This is a genomic window from Burkholderia sp. Ac-20365 (assembly GCF_017104715.1).
GTDB lineage: Bacteria > Pseudomonadota > Gammaproteobacteria > Burkholderiales > Burkholderiaceae > Paraburkholderia.
In genome coordinates, this window is the sequence record NZ_JAAGPI010000003.1 from 79,744 (window position 1) to 100,485 (window position 20,742).

Here is a 20,742-nt window from a genome sequence, read left to right on the forward strand (position 1 = left end):
CGAATCAATAACAGCCTCAAAGAGGCATCTGGAGAACATCACAATGAAAAAGAACCGTCAACGACGCCTGATCGGTCTCGCCGCTGTCGCTTCGGTTGCGGCTGCTCATGCGCCCGTGTTTGCGCAGAACAGCGTGACGCTGTACGGCATCGTCGATAACGGTATCGGTTATCAGTCGAGCTCGACGTCGCTGGGGTCGACGTCGGGTGGTCACTCGGCGTTCAAGATGATCACGGGCGTGTGGGCGGGCAGCCGCTTCGGTCTGAAGGGCGCCGAAGATCTGGGCGGTGGCACGAAGGCGATTTTCACGCTGGAAGAGGGCTTTAGTGCCAACAGCGGCGCGATGTCGACGAACAATCTGATGTTCAGCCGCCAGGCGTTCGTCGGCGTGTCGAACGCCACGTACGGTTCGCTGACGGCAGGCCGTCAGTATGCGTCGTACTACCAGTTGCTATCACCGTACAGCCCGACCACGTGGCTCACCGGCTTCTACGGCGCGCATCCTGGCGATGTAGATGGCCTCGACACGATCTATCGGGCGAACAACACGCTTCTGTATATGTCGCCGTCGCTCTATGGCTTCAAGTTCAGCGGCTCGTATTCGTTTGCGGGCGTGCCGGGCAGCGTGAACCAGGGTTCGACCTGGAGCACAGCGGTTCAATATCAGCAGGGCCCGATCGGCGTCGCGGTCGGCTTCTCGCGCATCAACAATTCCACGGCAGGTGGTGGGACGTTCGGTGCTGACTCGACCACGTCCAATGCAGGGGCGCAGACGGGCGTGTCGGCGGTGACGAACGGTTATCGCACGGCGCAGGCGCAGCAGCGCTTTGCAGTCGGCGCGGGCTATACGTTCAATAGCCAGTTCGATATCACGGCGACTTATACGAATGTGCAGTACATCCCGGGCGCAGGCTCGTCGTTCCGCAACCTGCAGATCTGGAACACGGGCGGCCTCGTGCTGCACTGGAAGCCGACGGCCACGTGGGACTTCGCGACGGGCTACAGCTACACGCGGGCGACGACGGCCAATGGCATCACGAGCAGCGCGCAGTACCAGCAGGTCAACCTGTCCGAGTACTACTCGCTGTCCAAGCGCACGGGCTTGTACGCGTTGCAGGCATATCAGCGCGCGAATGGCCAGACGCTGGGCAATAACGGTGCCGGCAACATCATCAACGCGACGGCGACACTGGGCGACGGTTTTAACTCGACACCTTCGTCATCGCGCAGCATGGTTGGTGTCGGTGTGGGGATCGTGCATCGGTTCTAACGCCACCCGTAGTATTCGACGGATAACAAGGCGCCGCAGTTAGCGGCGCTTTTTTTCTGCAGTATTGGATTTGATCCCGGCGTGGCCGGAGCGGCCTTGATTTGAAACGATCAAGACGACACGAAGCCTCGCGGGCGCCCCCTATGAGAACGTTCGCTTCGGATGAGCGAGTTGCTCTCGGGGACTGGAGCCTGCGTTTTTTCCTCGGAGGCGACCATCGGCCAGTTCAGGTCATTTGCTCGCTTCGCGAAGCCGTCATCCTGAGGGCCGGTCCGCTCCGAGATAAGCCAAAGCCGAAAACTGCATTTCGGCCGCTATAGATTCGACCATCTGTTTAATGCGTCCCAGTACTTCTGATCGCAGATCCCCCATAGCTGCCAACGGAAAGTCTGATATCTCACTTTGAGGATATGACGCGGGGCGGCCATTTCATATCCTTGGGTCATCGCGCTGCACCTCTTAGCGGCCCGAACATCGACCTGGAGACATCAATGCCCCTGTTTCTCAACGAAGTCTGGCTTGGCGATATCAAACCAGACGTGATCGAAGAGGCAATTACCTTCTTCGGCAACCTGAGCGTCGGCACCAAGCCCGGCAATCTGCCGCCTGATTTACGAATGATTGCCGGCCCGTGGCTTTCCGCGGAGGAAGCAAAGGTGATGTTCATCTTCGAAATCGACGACCCTTCCACCATGTTCGACGCCTACGCCGAGCGCGTTGTCAGCGGGCTGTTCGCACGCCGCAAGCTCACGCTGCTGTCGGGCTGGGATCAGATGCGGGCGTACACCGATCGCGTGTCGCTCTGAACGTACAGGAGAACAAAGATGCCGAAATTTTTCAATGAAGTCTGGTTGCGCGACATGTCTCCGAAGACCATGCAAGGCGTCGTGAACTTCCTCGGGAACCTGCGCGAAGGCGTGCGCCCGCACAACTTGCCGGGTGATCTGAAGCTTCTCGCCGGACCGTGGTTGTCGAACGAGGAAGCCAAGGTCTACTTCGTCTTCGAGATCGACGATCCCACTGACACTTTCGAGGCGTTTGCGGAACGCGTGGCCGACGGGCTGTTCCTGAAGCGCCGGTTGACGCTGATCCAGGACTGGGACGGCGCGCGCAGTTTCTCGAAGTATCTCAGCGGCCGGGAAGCCCGGCCGGCGCGGGCCGCATAGGCTATCGCCATCGTATCGCCAGACACTATAAAACAGACCAGCAACGACGTTGCATGGGACCGGAGTCAGGCGCTGAAGCGCCGATTCTGGTCGAAGGAGACAAGTGATGAGCGGATTCAACAGCGGGCGCCGTCTGGCGCTCAAGCACGGTTGTGCCATGGCGGCGGCCTCCGTCGCGTCCGGCCTGATGCCCGGTATGCCGGCGCGCGCAGCCGGGCAGGTCTATAACTACAAGCTCGGCATCGCACTCGATGCGACCCATCCGACCACCGTCAACCTCACCGCCGCAGCGGCCGAGATCGCCCGCGCTTCGAATGGACGGCTGAACATACGTGTGTTCCCCAGCAGCCAGTTGGGCAACGACACCGACATGATCTCGCAGGTTCGCGCCGGTGCCATCGACTTCGTCAGCACGGCGGGCCTCATCTGGGGCACGCTGGTACCGGCGGCGTCTATCAGCGGGATTGGCTTTGCGTTTTCAGGCTACGACCAGGTGTGGAGTGCCATGGACGGTGAACTGGGCGCGCATATCCGCAGCGAGTTCGCGAAAGTCAACCTGATGCCGATGCCAAAAATATGGGACCACGGCTTCCGCCAGGTCACCAGCAGCAGCCGGCAGATCGCCACGCCGCAAGACCTCAACGGCTTCAAGATCCGGGTGCCGCTGAGTCCCGCGCTCACCACGATGTTCAAGGCCTTCGGCGCTGCGCCCGCCGGTATCAACATGGCGGAGACATACACGGCGCTGCAGACGAAAGTCGTCGATGGGCAGGAAAACCCGCTGACCATCCTGCAAACGCAGAAACTGTACGAGGTGCAGAAGTATTGCTCGCTCACGTCGCATGTGTGGGATGGGTTCTGGCTCGTGGCCAACCTGCGCACGTGGAACGTGCTGCCCGAGGATCTGCGGCAACTCGCCGTCACGACGTTCGATGCCTATGCCGTGAAGCAGCGCCAGGCAGTGGAAGCGCTGAACACGCGCCTGCGAGACGAACTGAAAGGACGCGGGATGGCGTTCAACCAGCCCGATATCCAGTCCTTCCGCAGTTACCTGAGCAAGGTCGGCTTCTACACGGGCTGGCAGCAGAAGTTCCCGGCCGCGAGCTGGGCCTTGCTGGAGAAGTACGCAGGCAGGCTCGCGTAGTCCTCCCCGATTTCCCATCCGGCGTACCGATGGCCGGTGGCAATTCGCCACTGCCACGGTGGCGCTCGCACTCGAATTCCAGGAGACATCATGAATTTTGTGAAGCGCGCGATTTCTGTCCTGACACTTGGCCTCACCCTTTCCTGCATGGCGACGAGCGGCGGTGCGCAGACGCCCGAACTCAAAGGGAAGTTCATGAAAACCCCCACCGGCTACCTGATGGTGCTCCGGCATGGCGACAACGTGCTGCAGAGCCTCGAGCAACTGGCGCGTGACCAGAACATTCCCGCCGGGAGTTTCGTCGGCATTGGCTTCATGTCGGAGGCGACCTTCGGGTTCTACGACTTCAGCCGCAAGCAGTTCGATCCGAAGACGTACCACAACGTCGAGATGGCGAACATGACCGGCTCCATCGCGTGGAAGGAAGGCAAGCCGTCCATCCATGCGCATGGCACGGTGACGGGCGGCAACTTCGAGGCGGCGGGCGGGCATCTGCTCGGCCTGACGGTCGGGACAGGCTCATGCGAGATAACCGTCACCGTGTACCCGGAGCGTCTCGAACGCTTCACCGATCCTGAGATTCAGGCCAACGTGCTTGGATTGCCGCAAAAGTGAGGGGGCATCATGTCCAACCATATCGTCGAAGCGGACCCGCACGGCATCGGGTGCGACGTGGATGAAGCGGGAGGCGGCTCGCCGGCTCGCGCGCTGCGAGTCGCGGACAAGTTGCTGGGCGTCGCGACGGAGGTGCCGTCCGCCTTGCTCGTGGTCGCCGAGGTCGGCGTGCTGTTCAGCGGTGTCGTGAGCCGGTACGTGCTGCACACACCGCTGGTGTGGGTCGACGAACTGGCGTCGCTGCTGTTCATCTGGCTGATCATGCTCGGCTCGGCGGTCGCGTTCCGGCGCGGCAGCCATATGCGCATGACGGCGCTGGTCGACAAGGCGGGGCCGGAATGGCGCAGCGTGTTCGAACTCGTGGCGACCGTCGCCGCGCTGATGTGGCTGGCGCTGGTTGCGGCGCCCGCGTACGAATTCGCCAGCGAAGAGACGTTGGTCACCATGCCGGGGCTGGACATCTCCAACGCATGGCGTGCCGCGGCGCTGCCCGTCGGGATCGTGCTGATCCTGCTGATGAGCGTGGTGCGGCTGCTGACGACGGCCAGACCGCGCACGGTGCTCGCGGCACTCGTCGTGTGCGGCGCTGTGATCGCCGGGCTGGTCCAGCTGCAGCCGATCTTGCAGGCGTTGGGCAATGCGAATCTGCTGCTGTTCTTCGTGGGCATGGTGGGAATGCTGGTGTTTTCCGGCGTGCCCATCGCGTTTTCGTTCGGACTGGCAACGATCGGCTATCTGTCGCTCACCACGTCGACGCCGACCATCGTCGTGGTCGGCCGGATGGACGAAGGGATGTCGCATCTGATCCTGCTGGCGGTGCCGTTGTTCGTCTTCCTCGGCATGCTGATCGAGATGACTTCGATGGCGCGGGCCATGGTGCAGTTTCTGGCCAATCTGCTGGGACATGTGCGGGGCGGCCTGTCCTACGTGCTGATCGGCGCCATGTATCTCGTGTCGGGCATCTCGGGTGCGAAGGCGGCGGACATGGCAGCCGTCGCGCCGGCGCTGTTTCCGGAGATGAAGAAGCGCGGCGCGGACGACGGCGAGATGCTTGCGCTCCTCGCGGCCACCGGCGCGCAGACCGAGACCGTGCCGCCGAGCCTCGTGTTGATCACCATCGGTTCCGTCACCAGCATCTCCATTGCCGACCTTTTCACCGCCGGCCTGCTGCCGGGCGTCGTGCTGGCCGTGATGCTCGCAGGGGTGGTGTGGTGGCGCTCGCGCAAGGCGGGCGCCGCATGCAGTCCGCGTGCAAGCTGGCGAGCGGTCGGCAAGAGTCTGCTGGTGGCGTTCCCCGCTCTGGCACTTCCGTTCGTCATTCGCGCGGCAGTGGTGGAGGGCGTGGCGACGGCGACGGAGGTGTCGACCCTCGGCATCGTCTACGCGATCGTCGTTGGGCTGCTTGTGTACCGGAAGTTCGACGTCCGGCGGATCTGGCCGGCGCTCGTCGATACCGCGGCGCTGTCCGGCGCGATCCTGTTGATCATTGGGACTGCTACCGGCATGGCCTGGTCGCTCACGCAGTCAGGCTTTGCGAGCGACCTTGCCGCCGCGATGGCGAAGCTACCGGGCGGCGCTGCTGCGTTCATCGCGGTTTCCATCGTGGCGTTCGTCCTGCTCGGCAGTGTGCTTGAGGGGATTCCAGCCATTGTCCTGTTTGGTCCGCTGTTGTTCCCGATTGCGCGGCAACTCGGTATTCACGAGGTGCATTACTCGATGGTCGTGGTTCTAGCCATGGGCATCGGCCTGTTTGCGCCACCGTTTGGAGTCGGCTACTACGCCGCTTGCGCGATCAGCCGCACCAAGCCGGGCGACGGCGCGCGCCACATCTGGCGCTATCTGGTTTCCCTGATCGTCGGGACGCTGGTGGTCGCCGCCGTGCCCTGGATTTCCACCGGATTCCTTTCTCACTGAGCCACTGACATGAAATTCGCAGCCTTTATCGAATACGCCAACGAGCCTGAGCGGCTCGCCCAGTTCAGGCCCGCGCATCGCGCGTACCTGCAGGATCTGTTGCAACAGGGACGGTTGGTCGTCGCCGGCCCGTTCGCCGACGGCAGCGGCGGGCTGTTCGTCTACGAGGTCGCCAACGAGAGCGAAGCGGCCAGGCTCGCCGCCGACGACCCGTTCGCGCAGGCGTCGCTGTTCCGCGGGATCGTGATGAAACCATGGAAGCTCGTCTTCGCATGCGCCGACAACCTGAACCCGCCGCTTTGAGGAGCCGATCATGACGATGGATAGCACCGTGCTGCACCGGTTGGCGACATCGCTTCGCGATGCCGCCCGGGAGCGAAAGCCAATCCCGCCGATGCGGGACGAACTCGCCGGGATGGGTATCGCAGGCGCCTACGCCGTCCAGGATATCAACACACGCCACGCACTCGAAAGCGGACGCCGTCTGACGGGCCGCAAGATCGGCCTGACCTCGAAGTCCGTGCAGCAGCAACTCGGCGTCGACGCACCCGACTTCGGCATGCTCTTCGCCGACATGGAACTCGCCCCCGACGAAGAAGTGGCGCCGGGCCGCGTGTTGCAGCCGAAGGTCGAGGCCGAAGTCGCTGTCGTGCTGGAGCGCGATCTGGACGGCGAGGAGGTAACGCTGTCGCAACTGATCTCGGCCACGGCTTACGTTCTGCCCGCCGTCGAAATTGTCGGCAGCCGGATCCGGGACTGGGACATCCGCTTGCTGGATACGGTCGCCGACAACGCGTCGTCCGGTCTGTATGCGCTCGGCACCCAGCCACGCAAGTTGTCGGAGGTGGACCTGCGCATGTGCGGAATGCTGATGGAACGCAAGGGCAAGGTCGTCTCGCTAGGCGTGGGCGCTGCCTGCCTCGGCCATCCGCTGAATGCCGCGCTCTGGCTGGCCCGCAAGATGGCGGAAGTCGGCCGGCCGCTGCAGGCGGGCGACGTCATCATGACGGGCGCGCTTGGGCCCATGGTCACCGTCGAACCGGGCGATCTCATCGAAACTACCATCGCGGGCCTGGGCGTCGTCCGGACGGCCTTTTCCGCCAACTGAACGGGAGAGCACTGCATGTCAACGAGAAAGGTCAAGGCTGCCATTATCGGCAGCGGCAACATCGGCACGGACCTGATGATCAAGATCCTGCGACATGGACGCAACGTGGAGCTGGCGGCCATGGTCGGCATCGATCCGCAATCGGAAGGGCTGGCGCGCGCGGCTCGACTCGGCGTGGCGACCACGCATGAAGGAGTGGAGGGACTGGCTCGCCTGCCTGCGTTCTCCGACATCGAACTTGTCTTCGACGCCACCAGCGCCGCCGCCCACATCGCCAATGACCGCTTTTTGCGCGAACGCAAGCCCGGCATACGGATGGTGGACCTGACGCCGGCAGCGATCGGACCTTATTGCGTGCCCGTCGTCAATGGCGACAGTTGCCTCGATGCGCCGAACGTCAACATGGTTACTTGCGGCGGACAGGCCACCATTCCCATCGTGGCCGCCGTGTCACGGGTGGCCAACGTCCATTACGCGGAGATCGTTGCCAGTATCTCCAGCCGCTCGGCGGGACCGGGCACCCGGGCGAACATCGACGAATTCACTGAGACCACCTCCCGGGCGATCCAGACGGTGGGCGGCGCGAGGCGCGGCAAGGCGATCATCGTGCTCAATCCGGCCGAACCGCCGCTGATGATGCGCGACACGGTCTATTGCCTGAGCGAACAGACGGATGAGGCGCGGGTGGCAGCGTCCATCGAGGAGATGGCGTCGGCCGTGCAGCGCTACGTGCCCGGCTACCGGCTCAAACAGGAGGTCCAGTTCGACCGCGTGCATAACCTGAACGTGCCCGGCATCGGCCGGATGGACGGTCTCAAGACCACAGTGCTGCTGGAAGTCGAAGGGGCCGCGCATTACCTGCCGGCTTACGCCGGCAATCTGGACATCATGACCAGCGCGGCGTTGTCGACAGCCGAGCAGATCGCGGGCCGGATTGCCGCGAGCATCGTTGAACGATCTGTGACTGCCATTTGAAGGAGCCGAACATGAGCAAGAAGATTTACGTGTCCGACGTCACGCTGCGCGATGGCAGTCACGCCATCCGTCATCAGTACAGCGTGGAGCAGGTCAGGACGATCGCCAGGGCGCTGGACGAGGCTGGCGTCCACTCAATCGAAGTCGCGCATGGCGACGGTTTGCAGGGGTCGAGCTTCAACTACGGTTTTGGCGCGCACACTGATCTCGAATGGATCGAGGCCGTTGCCGGCGTCGTGAAGCAGGCGAAGATCGCCACACTTCTGCTGCCGGGCATCGGCACCGTCCACGACCTGAAGGAAGCTTACGCCGCGGGCGCGCGTGTAGTCCGGGTGGCGACGCACTGCACGGAGGCGGATGTCGCGAAGCAGCACATCGAGACCGCGCGTGCCCTCGGCATGGACACGGTAGGCTTCCTGATGATGAGTCACATGACTGCGCCGGCGAAGCTGGCCGAGCAGGCCAGACTGATGGAGCGCTATGGGGCGACCTGTGTCTACGTGGTCGATTCCGGCGGCGCGCTCGGCATGGAGGATGTCCGTCATCGGGTTCGCGCGTTGAAGGACGTGCTCGACGCCAACACGGAAGTGGGCATTCATGCGCATCACAATCTGTCGCTCGGCGTCGCGAACTCGATCGTTGCCGTGGAGGAAGGTTGCGACCGGGTCGATGCGAGCCTGGCCGGAATGGGTGCGGGCGCGGGTAACGCGCCACTGGAAGTCTTCATTGCCGCCGCCGACCGATTGGGCTGGGACCACGGCTGCGACCTGTTCGGGCTGATGGATGCCGCCGACGACATTGTCCGGCCGCTGCAAGACCGGCCCGTGCGCGTCGACCGCGAAACGCTGGCACTGGGCTACGCTGGCGTGTATTCCAGTTTTCTCCGGCATGCCGAGGCGGCCGCAGCGAAGTACGGAATCAAATCTGTCGACATCCTGGTAGAACTCGGCAAACGTCGCATGGTGGGCGGTCAGGAGGACATGATCGTCGATGTTGCGCTTGACCTCTTGCACAGACGCGCGAGCGCGGAGACCTGCACCTCATGACCGCGTGTTGCGACGGCGCGTGCTCGCGGGAGGCGTCCCTGTCGTCGTAACCTGCGGTTCGGCGGGTGCACTGTTCTGCGTCAACTTCCGGATCAGGTTGATGACTGTGCGGCTCGCGTGCGTTAGCGGCCGCTGGGTGCTGGTGGCCAGCACCAATGTTCGTGTCAGTACGGGGTCGACGATGCGGCTGACCCCGACCCGCCCGAGTCGAACGTCGACTTCCACGGCTTGCCGGGTGAGGATCGTGTACGCGGCGCCATTGGCGACGACCTCGCGCATGGCCGTGAGCGAATCGACCTCGATCTGGGTGTTCAGGGATACGCCCACCTTCTTCGCCTCGTCCAGCAGCATCATGTGAAACCCGTCGGGCGCGCCGGGCAGCACGAGCGGCAGAGCGGCGGCATGTGCGAAGCGGCAGCTCGGCTCGGCGATGTTGGGGTCCCCTGCAGGGGCAACCAGGTAGAGCTCGTCGGTAGCGAGCGGTTCGTCCGTCTTGTGGAGACGGTCGCCATATCGCGAGAAGACACCCACATCCGTGCGGCCAGTCGCGAGCGCGTCTTCGATATTGCCCGCGAAGCCTTCCATCAATCGCAGTTCGATCTTCGGAAAGTCGGCGCGCACCTGCCGGAAAAGCGGACCAACGATGTGCTGCGTGATGGACGCCTGCAGCGCCAGCCTGACTGGCCCGCTGGGCACATCTGCGCGATCCCTGATTTCGCTTCTCAGAAGTTCGAATTCGCCTAGCAGCGACTTCACTCGCGGCATGATGGATTGTCCGAATTCCGTCAGCATCACACCCCGGCCAGTGCGATAGAACAGCTTGGCGCCGAATTCGCTTTCGAGCGTCGCGATGAGCTTGCTGAGGGCAGACTGGGCGATGCCCCGCGATGCACAGACCTTGCTGAGGCTGCCTGCCTCGACGATGTCGGAAAACAGTTGCAGGTGCTTGATGTCCATCGTCAGTACGTGTGAGGAAGAGGGAACCTGGCAACTTCGACGATCTGTTGTCGCCATAGGCTTCGGGCTAACGCCAGGAAGATTGTAACGAAGTTGACGTACAGCCACGCCGTCAATGACGTAGACAAGCACCTCCGGCACACGCGGGTGTGCGGCCGCGAGCTCGTCAACGCTTTCGTTGAGAGACAAGCAGGATATTGGCTGGGTGCGTATGACCGCGTGGGTGGGTCGAACGCGGTGAAATCCGCCACGAGCGTTGTTACGGCCGATCACAATCCGAGGCCATTGCAGCCGCGTCCTTTCCGGGCCTGAATGCACTGCTACCCAGGAAACCCTTCTTTTATGGCATCCCGTGCACGCTGTTCACAATCGGAAAGCGCAGCCTGAAATGTGCCGAACAGGTCCCCGAGGCCTACCGGGTAGGCTGTAGCTGTTCCCGACACCGGGCCTCCGTCAAGCCTGGTAATGACTGCACCCGCACGATAACCCTCGAGCACATTGACCTGCAGTGGGCGGGGTCGCCACTCCTCCTGAGCATCGGCTATTACCACATACGGTGGCACTTCAATTTCGCTATGCAGATCAGAGGACATGGGGGCGCCAAAGTGTACTCAACTGGAAGATCCTACAGAACGTCCAAAGGCTCTCTCTGTGCGGAACCTATCTCTGCATAAAGGTAAGGGCGCCGCAGTTGCGGAATCTTGCATGAAGAGAAATCACAGTCCCGGAGGTATGTGCGCTTTCTTCATACAGCACTTGTGGCACCCTGGTCCATAGGATTTTGTCGAGCGGGCAATGCAGGGGATCGAGCACAGGCGCTTCCGGCGGAAAGTTAAAGTTTTCTTCCCAGAATCCGATATATGTACCAGATAGTTAATTTTTCCTGTTTCCGCGCCAGGTGTGCCCCGACTAAATGAAAGTCTCGACCAAGCTCCTTACTCTTGTCAGCGCCGCGCTGGTGGGCGTTATCTGTGTCGCTGCAGTTGCCCTTTCGCAACTTGACCGCGCGCTCATCGACAGCCGGAAAGCGCAGATCAGCACGCTGCTGACGAAGGCCGAGCATCTGACCCTGTACTACCAGTCCCTGGAGACGAGCGGCAAGATGACTCGCGCTGACGCGCAAACTGCCGCGAAAACAGCGTTAAGCCAGCTCAACGCGGATAGCAAAAGCTATTACTGGGTGACCGACACGGACAGCATCAATCTGGTCCATCCCAACCCGCGCCTGATCGGCACCAAGACGGGCGGCAATAAAACGACGGACGGCAATCTGACCGACACCCAGGCATATAAGCAAGGTCTGGCGAGTAACCATATTGCGCTCGTCGACGTGCTGATCAAACGCACTCAGGATGGTCCGCTCGAGGCGAAGCTTCAAGGAGTGGTCGACATCCCGGCTTGGGGATGGTGGATCGGCACGGGATTTTTCTACGACGACATCGACGCTGCCTACTGGAAGCTTGCGAAGACACTGATAGGTATCTCTCTCGTGATCCTGGTTTCCGTTGGGACGATGGCCTGGTTTATGACGCGAGGCGTTTATCGAGCACTTGGCGGCGAACCGTCCGATGCCGCGGCGTTTGCTGCGCAGATTGCCGCGGGAAACCTCGCGTCGGATATCCGGCTCGCACCCTCGGATCGTTCAAGCCTGCTCTATGCGTTGGCTGAAATGCGCCTGAAACTCAGCGATATGGTGCGAGACATTCAACGTTCGAGCGATTCGATTGCAACCGGTTCGGGCGAAATCGCGCAAGGCAACACTGACTTGTCGCAACGTACCGAAGAGCAGGCGGCATCGTTGGAAGAAACTGCGGCGAGCATGGAGCAGTTGACGGCCACCGTAAAGCAGAACGCCGACAACGCAAGGCAGGCAAGCGAACTGGCCGTCCTTGCGTCTGATGCGACCGGGCGCGGCGGGGAGGCGGTCGATGAAGTTATCGGCACCATGCAAGAGATTGCAGAGCAATCGCGCAAGATCGGCGAGATCATCGGCGTGATCGAAGGCATCGCATTCCAGACAAACATTCTTGCATTGAACGCGGCCGTCGAAGCCGCGCGCGCGGGCGAGGAAGGACGCGGTTTCGCCGTCGTCGCCGGCGAAGTGCGCACGCTGGCGCAACGCAGCGCGTCAGCGGCCAGGGACATCAAGGAACTCATAGGCTCATCGGTGGCACGCGTGAACGATGGTACGAGCCAGGTCGCAATCGCAGGAGAACGCATGAGCGAGATCGTCCAGTCCATCAGGCGTGTCAGCGGCATCATGGGGGAGATTGCATCCGCGTCCGTCGAGCAGAGCACAGGTATCGAGCAGGTGAATCGCGCTGTTTCGCAGATGGATGAAGTGACCCAGCAGAACGCTGCACTGGTCGAAGAGGCCGCTGCGGCCGCTGCGTCGCTCGATGAGCAAGCCGCAAAGTTGCGGGCCACGGTGGGAATATTCCAGCTTTAAAAGAGACGGCTCCGTTTTCCTTCGCCGCTGGCAGAACGGAAAATCCACGTTACCTGAACCGATCCGTGGTTCAATCGGGGTACCATGTGGGACGAAGCAGAGGAGCCCATCACGACTATGAGCAGCGAGTTCCGAATCCTCTTTGTTGGCAACAGCTACACAACGAGAAACGATATGCCAAAGATGCTTGCCAGACTCCTTCAGGCAAGCATTCCCGGTATGCAGGTGGAAGCGGATGTACTCGCGTTCGGCGGAGCTTCGCTTGCGGCACATTGGAACCGAGGCGAAGTCCAAAAGCGTCTGGCTGCCCAGAAATGGAATGCGGTCGTGTTGCAGGACCAAAGCACTCGTCCGCTTCGTGCATTGAAAAGCATGCAAGAGTATGCGCGAAGATTCGTCGATGAGATTCAAATCTCCGGTGCGAAGCCATATTTGTACATGACCTGGGCTCGAAAGAATGACCCGGAGTCGCAGGCAAAATTCGTTACGGCATTTCAGGGGTTGGCTAAGGTGACCGGGGCCAAAGTTATCCCGGTCGGTCTGGCCTGGGATCAGTTTCGCAGACTCCGACCTGAAATCGACCTGTACGAAGCCGATGGAAGTCATCCGTCAGTGATAGGGTCATATTTAGCGGCGTGCACTCACTTTTTCTCTTTGACCGACATTGAGGAAGTCTCAGATAGGTCAGCCGAAAATGCATTGAGTGCTGTCGACCTGAATTTACTTCATGAAGTCTGTAGGACGACCGCAAGAGCTGATATCACATTCCGCTCAAGTTAGTCGAGCCCTGCTGCAGACTGGTTGCGACATCATCGCAACGTACGACGCTTCTGCAATTCCATCACGAGCAACGTAAGCACACAGAAAATCGCACCCGCGTGAAACGTCGTGCTGGCGCCCACGCGATCCCAAAGCACGCCGGCGAACGCACTCGCGATCAGCATCGCCAGTCCGCTCATCAGGTTGAAGAACCCGAAAGCCGTGCCGCGCAGGTCCGATGGCGATGCGTTGGCCACCATCGTCGCGAGCAAACCTTGCGTCATGCCCATATGCAGTCCCCATAGCGCCACGCCGATCAGTACCGTGATCCAGTGCGCGTCATACGCGAGCACGACATCCGACGCGATCAGCACGACGAGTCCCACAGCAAGCAGGCGAAGATGGCTGACTGTGTCGGCCATTTTTCCAAACGGATACGCCGATGCGAAATACACAACGTTCATCGCCACCATCACGAGCGGCACGAGCGCGACGGGTATGCCGGATTGCATGGCGCGCAGGACGAGAAACGCTTCGCTGAACCGCGCGAGTGAAAAGAGCGCACCAGTTCCGGCAACCCACCAATACGCACGACCGAGCTTCTTCAGATTGTGCAACGCGAGCGGATTGCGCCTTGTCGCGTCGTGTCGACGTGCTGGCTCGCGGATGCCGATCGCCAGCAGCATCACGGCGATCACGCCAGGCACGACCGCGACCCAGAAGACCTTGCGGAAATCGTCGGCCCACAGCAGCATCAATCCGACCGCTATCAGCGGACCGGCGAACGCGCCGATCGTATCGAGCGACTGACGCAGCCCATAGGCCGCGCCACGCAGGCCGACGGGCGTGATATCGGCGACCAGTGCGTCACGTGGCGCGCCACGGATACCTTTGCCGATCCGATCTCCCACGCGCGCGGCGAAGACCATGCCCGCGGTCGGCGCGATGGCGAAGAATGGCTTGCTCAGCGCGCCGATTCCGTAGCCGATGACCGCCAGCCACTTGCGATTGCCGAGGTAATCGCTCAGTGCGCCCGAGAACATTTTGACGATTGGCGTGGTGGCTTCTGCGATGCCTTCGATGACGCCTATCGTGGTCGCACTCGCGCCGAGTCCGGCCGCAAGAAACATGGGCAACAGGCTATGGATCATTTCCGACGAGATGTCCATGAACATGCTGACAAAGCCGAGTATCCAGATTCCCGCGGGGATCCGTCTGAGCGTTGCGTACGATGAGGTGTCGGTTTGCATCGCGTGTCGTTAGCGGTTGATTCAAGCGTGGCTTACCTCCGCGGACGGCGGCAATTCCGTCAGCAGAATTTACTGGAATTTCGTGGCAATGGCCTATAGCTCGCCGCTGATACAGCACTCACGTGCCGACCAGCTCTCTGGGTGCCTCTGCACGCCAGCAGCTAGCGTCGTCCGCTGCGGCCCCATACGTATCGTACCCACCGCTGCCATCGACTTTTAGGCGCGGTCGGGTTGCGCGCGGGCGGTGCCTCACGGTCACGCTGGACGGATTTCCGGCCCTGTTCGTGGCTCTGCCGCGGCGTCATGCTACCAGGGCTCTTCGGCTTGCCGGGATCGGAATCTTGTGTCATGGCGTTGCCCGGAGACGGTAGCGGTAGCAGGGGCGTCACTTACTGCCGCCAACCGCTGCGCTGGACCGATAGCGCAGCAAGTGATCCGTGCCAGACTCGGACAGCCAGACTTCTCCTGGCCGGCCCATCATCTGCCGTACGTTTGCGTGTGCGCGCGGCAGCGCAAACATCTCGAATCGTTCCGTGCGTGGATCGAAGCGCACTAGCGCATTAGCGCTCCATTCGCTGAGCCAGACGATGTCTTTGTCGTCTACGAATATCGCATACACATGAGGATCGGAGCCCGGCAGTTTCCATTCGCGCCAATGATGCGTCGCCGGGTCGAATACGCCCACCTTTCCTGCGTTCCACTCGCTGATCCAGACGCGTCCTTTTGAATCGGACCATACCCGTCGCGCTCCCTGTTCCGGTGTTGGCGGCTCGATGACTTGCGCTGCGCCGCTCACCGGATCGATGCGGCCGAGGTAGCTGCCAGCCAATGAAGCGAAGTACAAGCTGCCGTCAGGAGTGACACAGATTCCATAGGCGCCCGGTCCGCGCGGCGCATTGAATACGCGCATGCTGCCGCTTCCCGGATCAAGCTCACCATAGATTCCAGCTTGTCCGGTAAACCACAGGTGCCCGCGTTTGTCGAATACGGCCGTGTTGAGATTGGCGTTCTGTCGGTCTTTGGGCAACGGGAAGCGCGCGACGGCGAGCGTCTTCGAATCGACGCGTACGATCGCGTTCAGCCCGCCATCGGTAATCCATGCTGCGCCATCGGGACCGACGATCACGCCATGCGGCGCCGATCCGTTGCCGAGCGGGATCTGCGCCGTCTTGCCGCTGCGCGGGTCCAACCTTCCGGCTGCGCCTTGCGCCTGCGCGGTGTACCAGACGGCGCCGCCAGGCTCTGGCGCGACATCGTGCGGTGCGCTGCCGGAGGGCACGGCAAACGAGTCGAACGAAGGGGATTGAGCCTGTACTGAACCTGTTGCCAACATGGCGCCAACAAGAACCGACGCGAAATGCCCGAAAAACCGGGATACGAAGTTTCTGTTCACCGTCGCCGACGCCGCTGCATTTGCGATGTGAATCACGTCCACCCCCGTAACCAGAATTGGCTTGCACACTGGTGCCAGCATATTGTGGCACTAACCGGAAGAATCCTCGGGATGAGCGCAGACAAGACGTGTGGCAGGCATCTGGCTGCGAATACGAGGTGACTCGGCGGGCACAACGACGCAACACGAATTCTGTTCTACCTCGTACGCACCCGTAGCCGTCTTATCAAGGCGAAGACGTGCATCGGCCAACAAGCGACTTTTGCCGTGATCGCAGGCTCGACGTTTGGGCTTTAGCGCAGATCGAGGTCGCGTTTGAGACCACATTATTCTTCGGCCTCGCCCAACTCCTCGCTTTTGCGCCAGTAAGCGTAATTAAACAGCGCGTCCAGTTCTGTGAAATCGTGGAGGCCCAGGTCGTTCCGAACCTGTGCGGCCTTCTCGCAGAACGAAGCATAGATGTCTGGGCCGACGGTCTTTTTCGTTGGATTCGGTGGAAATCGCTGATGTTCGCCTTCCTCAATCCGGACACCGCATTTTGGTTCACCACGGCGAATTTATCGTTATCGATCGCGTGAAGGATCTCTGTGATTGCATTCACGCCCGCACGGTCGACATCCAGGAAGTGCTCGTGCAACAAACGATCGGCCTTCGACGAATCATCCGGAATGCTTTTGACGACGCTGGCTAATCCCATCGGAAATGAACCGGCGCTCTTCGCGATGACGTTCTTGCCTCGGTGCAGTCCGCCTGAATGGAAGCAACAATTCAGCCTCCCAGTGCCATAATGATGGCAAGCAATGCGACGCCGATTCCAGCCATTACTGCACCCGTGAGCAAGGGGCGCCCTCCCGTGTAGCGGCCGAGCGCATAACCGCCGATAAACAGCGTGACGATTGCCAGTAAGTTCGAGACACGCAACGCCAACACAATCTTGGAAATGAAGATGAATGGGACTACGACCGGAAACGTGGCCAGTACGACGAGCGCGAATACGCCGAATGCTGCGGCATAGTCTTTCCCGCGAAGTCGGATGCCTGGCTCCTGTAACGTAAGCAGACCCTGGTGAAATGCATCAAGAGTCGCGGGCTGGACGATGGCCGCGAATAGATTCGGGAGCGCATCTGTGATCAGCCGATGCGTTTTGGGCTTGTCTCGTGTTTCCCGCAGTTGCGCGAGCAACGTAGCTTTCCTGCGCCGCTCAGTCGCGGCGCGTATCAGATACATGACGGCATCGACGAGACCCCAGGCGAGGTTGCAGCCGAGCGCGGTGAACATCATGGTCCGGACTTCCTGGTGTCCTGCGGTGGCGACGCTGAGCGCACCTGAAAAAGAGAGTGCCATCAGCACACCAAAGACGATCTCACACACTCTGTCTATCGGATCAAGCAGGGGTTCGCGTTCATTCGACATGGAAAGCACTCCTTCTTTTTCCTGCCTGCATCAGAAGCGGTGCCTCAAACCGGCCGTCGCCTGAACCTGATTGGTCGTCGCGGAAGGGGCGCGTACCCCATTGATCCATGCCACGCCCAATGGCGATGTGCCGCTTGGGCTCACGCGTTGCCAGGCGCCTTCAAGGTAGGCGTCGGTGCGTCGCGAAAAGCGGTAGTCGGCCATGGCGCTCACCTGATTCCAATGGGGAATGCCACCGCCGCCGTTTCCGCCAGCGCGCGAATAGGTGTATGCACCCGAAAGTTCAACCGCTGGCGTCAGCGCATAGCGAAAGTTGCCTTCGAAGTTCTGAAACGTCCCACTCAGTCCACTCTGAAAGAATTGGGCGAATTTGCTGTGCGAGTAAACGAAGCCTGCCACAGCGGGGCCGAAAGTATAGTTCACGCCGGCGCCGAAGGTCTTCTGACTGCTGGCCAGCACGCCTAAAGGAACCGCGGACGGCGAGAGCGCGCCTTGCAGGGACGCGCCGGTCGTATCGGTTACCGCGCCATTCGTATTCAACTGTGCAGGCGTGCGCGCGGAACTGTTGAGCTGAAGATAACCGGCACCGAACGTTAGTGATTCCCATACATAGGACATACCAAAGCTATAGGCGCGATTGTTCGTGAACGCTCCCGCCTGATTGGAAAAGCCGTACAACGCACCGAACTTGAGGCCACCGAAATTCGGACTCAGATACTTCACGGAATTGTTGATCTGAAACGAATCGTTCAGATTGTCGTTGTCCAAAGGATGCGCGAAATGCGTGCCGCCGAATTCGGTTCCCGTCAGCGAAAGCGGCGCGACGAAGTCGACCATGCCGTCCGTTTGACGGCCTAGCGTGAGCGCACCATATTCGCGGCTGGACAAGCCTACATAGGCCTGGCGATTGAAGATCCGGTTGTTCGACGAGAACTGTCCGTTGTTCAGGTTAAAGCCGCTTTCCAGAATGAAGATCGCTTTTAATCCGCCGCCCAGGTCTTCAGCGCCGCGAAGACCCCAACGACTGTACTGGACTGCACCGCTGGTCATTTCCCAGTTACTGTGTCCGCCGCCTGTCCCGATGATCTGATTGTTCGTATAGGTAAGACCCGCGTCGATCAGGCCGTAGAGCGTGACACTGCTTTGCGCATACGCTGCGCCCATCAAGGCGATCATCGTTGTCGCGCCGGTTGTAAGCAACCTGTTCATTTGACGCTCCAGCTAAGACTGGGAGAAATGATTCTCTTCGATTGCCTGAACGCGGACGTCGATATTGGCAGAGCGTCGAGCCGCGACTGCAATCTTCACAATCGCGCTCGATATTATTAGTGCATAGTATGCAACCACAACTGGTACCGACAAGAGGGAAAACGCGGCTTCGTAGCGGAAAGGAAATGGGCGTAGTCGGCTTTAATATGTAAAGCAGTGCGTATATCATCGGCCTGGTTTTCAACGTGCGCGATGATCCGGTCTGCTATCGCGCGGCGCCCTCGGCAGCCACGGGCGGAATCAGGGTTTCCGACATGGTGCATCGTGAAGAGATCGCCGGGATGGCGCTCACACATTGTTCGTTGCCGTCCATGCTGCAGACACATCAACGGCGCCCTGTTTGTTATTGGATCAAAGTCCAATACAACAATTCTCCAGGATTGTATAGGCTGAGAATCTGGCCGTTGAAGTGCTTGAACCGTTTTCCTCCGCAACTATGCTTTAAGCGTTGAAGTCTGATACGCAAAAGTTCTCAAAGCTCAGATCATTGAGCGTGCGGGTGCTTGTCCGGGAGGCTTCGACCGCGGCAAGTCATGTGGAGGAAAGCAGGTTCCCGGACACATCCAGGGGAGATGTCACCATGCCTGAGTGGACCCATTGGCTTGCCGCTTCGATCGCTGTGACGTTTCTGTGGACTTCTCCGGATCCATGCTGGGCAACAGAGCAGGCGCAACAGCGTCGCGCCGGACGTGATGTGCGACAGGACACTCGTCAGGGCGCGCGACATACGAAACAGGAATGTCGCGCCACGGATCAGAAAAGTAATTCCCAATGCCGGCAGGATAAACGGCACAGCAAGCAACACGGACGACAAACGGCCCGCGACATCAAGTATTGATGTTGCGATTGCTGGAAGCTGCTCGCGCGGCTAACCGCGAGGAGAAGACCGATGCTACCAACGCCGACTACCCAGAAGCTGTGGTCCAGAGAGTTGCTCGACGTTTTGATCCGCGCCGGTTTGGTCGCTGTCCTTGCCGTATTCTGTTTCCGCATTTTTGTCCCGTTCCTTAATCTGATGGTGTGGGCGCTGATCCTCGCTATCACGCTGTATCCGCTTCAGGCGCGGCTCGCGCGCCGGTTCACCAACAAGAATGGATTGATCGCCACGTTGATCATCGTCGTGGCATTCGGTGTCATTCTCGTACCGACCTATCTGCTGGGCGTCGCCGTAGCCGAGTCGATCGAGCACGCGATGTCGATATTCAAGAGCGGCAGCTTCCGCATTCCGCCGCCAGCCGAATCGGTCTCCAGCTGGCCCGTTGTCGGTCAACGCGTGTATGACTTCTGGGCACAGGCATCGACCGATCTGACGGGTCTCGCCCAGCGATTCGCACCGCAGCTCAAGGGCGCGGGCCTCGCCTTGCTCGGCACGGTCACGGGTCTGGGAGCGGGCCTGCTGATCTTCTTCGTCGCGCTGATCGTCGCAGGCATTTTCATGGCGCATGGCGAGAAAGGGCACAACAGCGCCGTGCTGATCGCTTCGCGTATCTCCGGGCCTGAGAACGGTTCGCAGATTACGGACCTGTGCACTTCGACGGTACGTGCAGTCGCCCAGGGCGTGGTTGGGATTGCGTTCATCCAGATGCTGTTGATCGGCGTGGCGTTCATCGTCAAGGGCATTCCAGGTGCAGGGCTGCTTGCGCTGGCCGTGCTGCTGATCGGCATCATGCAGTTGCCGGCAACATTGATCACCATTCCCGTCATCATCTTCGTGATCGTTACGGAAGGCGCAAACACGGCGACGATAATCTTCTCGGTCTATGTTTTCGTCGCGGGTCTTGCCGATAACGTCCTGAAGCCGTTGTTGCTCGGACGCGGTGTCGCCGTACCGATGCCTGTGGTACTGATCGGCGCGCTCGGAGGCATGGTGACGGGAGGCGTGATTGGCCTTTTTATCGGTCCTGTGATGCTCGCGGTCGGGTACCAGCTGTTCTGGCGATGGGTAAGAGATCAACCGGAACCGGAACCTCAGCAGTGTCAGCGCCAGCAGCAGCCGTGAGCCGCCGGGAGCTTG

The 20,742-nt window shown here is 60.7% G+C and carries 20 protein-coding genes; 15 read left to right on the top strand and 5 right to left on the bottom strand.

Annotated elements, in window-relative coordinates; all coding sequences use genetic code 11:
• Window positions 1-43 precede the first annotated feature (43 nt).
• From G3O01_RS06870 to dmpG, 10 genes are all read left to right on the top strand, one after another.
• Window positions 44-1,270 (top strand): porin, encoded by a 1,227-nt coding sequence (locus tag G3O01_RS06870; protein ID WP_205803795.1) that lies wholly within the window; start codon window positions 44-46, stop codon window positions 1,268-1,270.
• A gap of 491 nt (window positions 1,271-1,761) precedes the next feature.
• The gene (locus G3O01_RS06875) at window positions 1,762-2,076 is read left to right on the top strand and encodes a hypothetical protein (RefSeq protein WP_205803796.1); all 315 of its coding nucleotides are present in this window, start codon (window positions 1,762-1,764) and stop codon (window positions 2,074-2,076) included.
• 18 nt (window positions 2,077-2,094) lie between these two features.
• Window positions 2,095-2,436, top strand: coding sequence for a hypothetical protein (locus G3O01_RS06880; protein ID WP_205803797.1), 342 nt, complete (start codon window positions 2,095-2,097; stop codon window positions 2,434-2,436).
• A gap of 106 nt (window positions 2,437-2,542) precedes the next feature.
• Window positions 2,543-3,580 (top strand): TRAP transporter substrate-binding protein, encoded by a 1,038-nt coding sequence (locus G3O01_RS06885; protein ID WP_205803798.1) that lies wholly within the window; start codon window positions 2,543-2,545, stop codon window positions 3,578-3,580.
• A 90-nt stretch (window positions 3,581-3,670) separates the two neighbouring features.
• A complete protein-coding gene (locus G3O01_RS06890; RefSeq protein WP_204117296.1) occupies window positions 3,671-4,195 on the top strand; it encodes a PPC domain-containing DNA-binding protein in 525 nt (174 codons plus the stop codon).
• 9 nt (window positions 4,196-4,204) lie between these two features.
• Window positions 4,205-6,109 (top strand): TRAP transporter large permease subunit, encoded by a 1,905-nt coding sequence (locus tag G3O01_RS06895; protein ID WP_205803799.1) that lies wholly within the window; start codon window positions 4,205-4,207, stop codon window positions 6,107-6,109.
• 9 nt (window positions 6,110-6,118) lie between these two features.
• Window positions 6,119-6,412, top strand: a complete 294-nt coding sequence (locus G3O01_RS06900; protein ID WP_205803800.1) for a YciI family protein — start codon at window positions 6,119-6,121, stop codon at window positions 6,410-6,412.
• 10 nt (window positions 6,413-6,422) lie between these two features.
• The gene (gene mhpD, locus G3O01_RS06905) at window positions 6,423-7,217 is read left to right on the top strand and encodes a 2-keto-4-pentenoate hydratase (protein WP_205803801.1); all 795 of its coding nucleotides are present in this window, start codon (window positions 6,423-6,425) and stop codon (window positions 7,215-7,217) included.
• A 15-nt stretch (window positions 7,218-7,232) separates the two neighbouring features.
• Window positions 7,233-8,192, top strand: coding sequence for an acetaldehyde dehydrogenase (acetylating) (locus G3O01_RS06910; protein ID WP_205803802.1), 960 nt, complete (start codon window positions 7,233-7,235; stop codon window positions 8,190-8,192).
• An 11-nt stretch (window positions 8,193-8,203) separates the two neighbouring features.
• On the top strand, window positions 8,204-9,238 hold the full coding sequence (dmpG, locus tag G3O01_RS06915) for a 4-hydroxy-2-oxovalerate aldolase (protein WP_205803803.1): 1,035 nt from the start codon (window positions 8,204-8,206) through the stop codon (window positions 9,236-9,238).
• Here the strand turns inward: dmpG and G3O01_RS06920 are convergent.
• On the bottom strand, window positions 9,233-10,195 hold the full coding sequence (locus G3O01_RS06920) for a LysR family transcriptional regulator (RefSeq protein ID WP_205803804.1): 963 nt from the start codon (window positions 10,193-10,195) through the stop codon (window positions 9,233-9,235). The genes dmpG and G3O01_RS06920 overlap by 6 nt on opposite strands.
• A gap of 913 nt (window positions 10,196-11,108) precedes the next feature.
• Between G3O01_RS06920 and G3O01_RS06925 the strand changes: the two genes are divergently transcribed.
• Complete coding sequence (locus G3O01_RS06925) at window positions 11,109-12,644, top strand: methyl-accepting chemotaxis protein (RefSeq protein ID WP_205803805.1); 1,536 nt, start codon at window positions 11,109-11,111, stop codon at window positions 12,642-12,644.
• 117 nt (window positions 12,645-12,761) lie between these two features.
• Window positions 12,762-13,424, top strand: coding sequence for an SGNH/GDSL hydrolase family protein (locus G3O01_RS06930; protein WP_205803806.1), 663 nt, complete (start codon window positions 12,762-12,764; stop codon window positions 13,422-13,424).
• A gap of 29 nt (window positions 13,425-13,453) precedes the next feature.
• On the opposite strand, the gene G3O01_RS06935 is transcribed toward G3O01_RS06930, so the two are convergent.
• Window positions 13,454-14,653 (bottom strand): MFS transporter, encoded by a 1,200-nt coding sequence (locus G3O01_RS06935; protein ID WP_205803807.1) that lies wholly within the window; start codon window positions 14,651-14,653, stop codon window positions 13,454-13,456.
• Between the two features lie 385 nt (window positions 14,654-15,038).
• Window positions 15,039-15,986 (bottom strand): lyase, encoded by a 948-nt coding sequence (locus G3O01_RS06940; RefSeq protein WP_241023735.1) that lies wholly within the window; start codon window positions 15,984-15,986, stop codon window positions 15,039-15,041.
• Window positions 15,987-16,285: 299 nt separating this feature from the next.
• Between G3O01_RS06940 and G3O01_RS06945 the strand changes: the two genes are divergently transcribed.
• Window positions 16,286-16,624, top strand: coding sequence for a hypothetical protein (locus G3O01_RS06945; RefSeq protein WP_205803808.1), 339 nt, complete (start codon window positions 16,286-16,288; stop codon window positions 16,622-16,624).
• A 190-nt stretch (window positions 16,625-16,814) separates the two neighbouring features.
• Here G3O01_RS06945 and G3O01_RS06950 read toward each other — a convergent pair whose 3' ends face one another.
• Window positions 16,815-17,459: a hypothetical protein gene (locus G3O01_RS06950; RefSeq protein WP_205803809.1), complete on the bottom strand. Its 645-nt coding sequence runs from the start codon at window positions 17,457-17,459 to the stop codon at window positions 16,815-16,817.
• Between the two features lie 30 nt (window positions 17,460-17,489).
• A complete protein-coding gene (locus G3O01_RS06955; protein WP_205803810.1) occupies window positions 17,490-18,668 on the bottom strand; it encodes a porin in 1,179 nt (392 codons plus the stop codon).
• Between the two features lie 640 nt (window positions 18,669-19,308).
• Here G3O01_RS06955 and G3O01_RS45140 point away from each other — a divergent pair.
• Together G3O01_RS45140 and G3O01_RS06960 are read left to right on the top strand one after the other, a co-directional pair.
• Complete coding sequence (locus G3O01_RS45140; RefSeq protein WP_241023736.1) at window positions 19,309-19,566, top strand: hypothetical protein; 258 nt, start codon at window positions 19,309-19,311, stop codon at window positions 19,564-19,566.
• Between the two features lie 51 nt (window positions 19,567-19,617).
• Window positions 19,618-20,727, top strand: a complete 1,110-nt coding sequence (locus G3O01_RS06960; protein WP_205803811.1) for an AI-2E family transporter — start codon at window positions 19,618-19,620, stop codon at window positions 20,725-20,727.
• Window positions 20,728-20,742 lie beyond the last annotated feature (15 nt).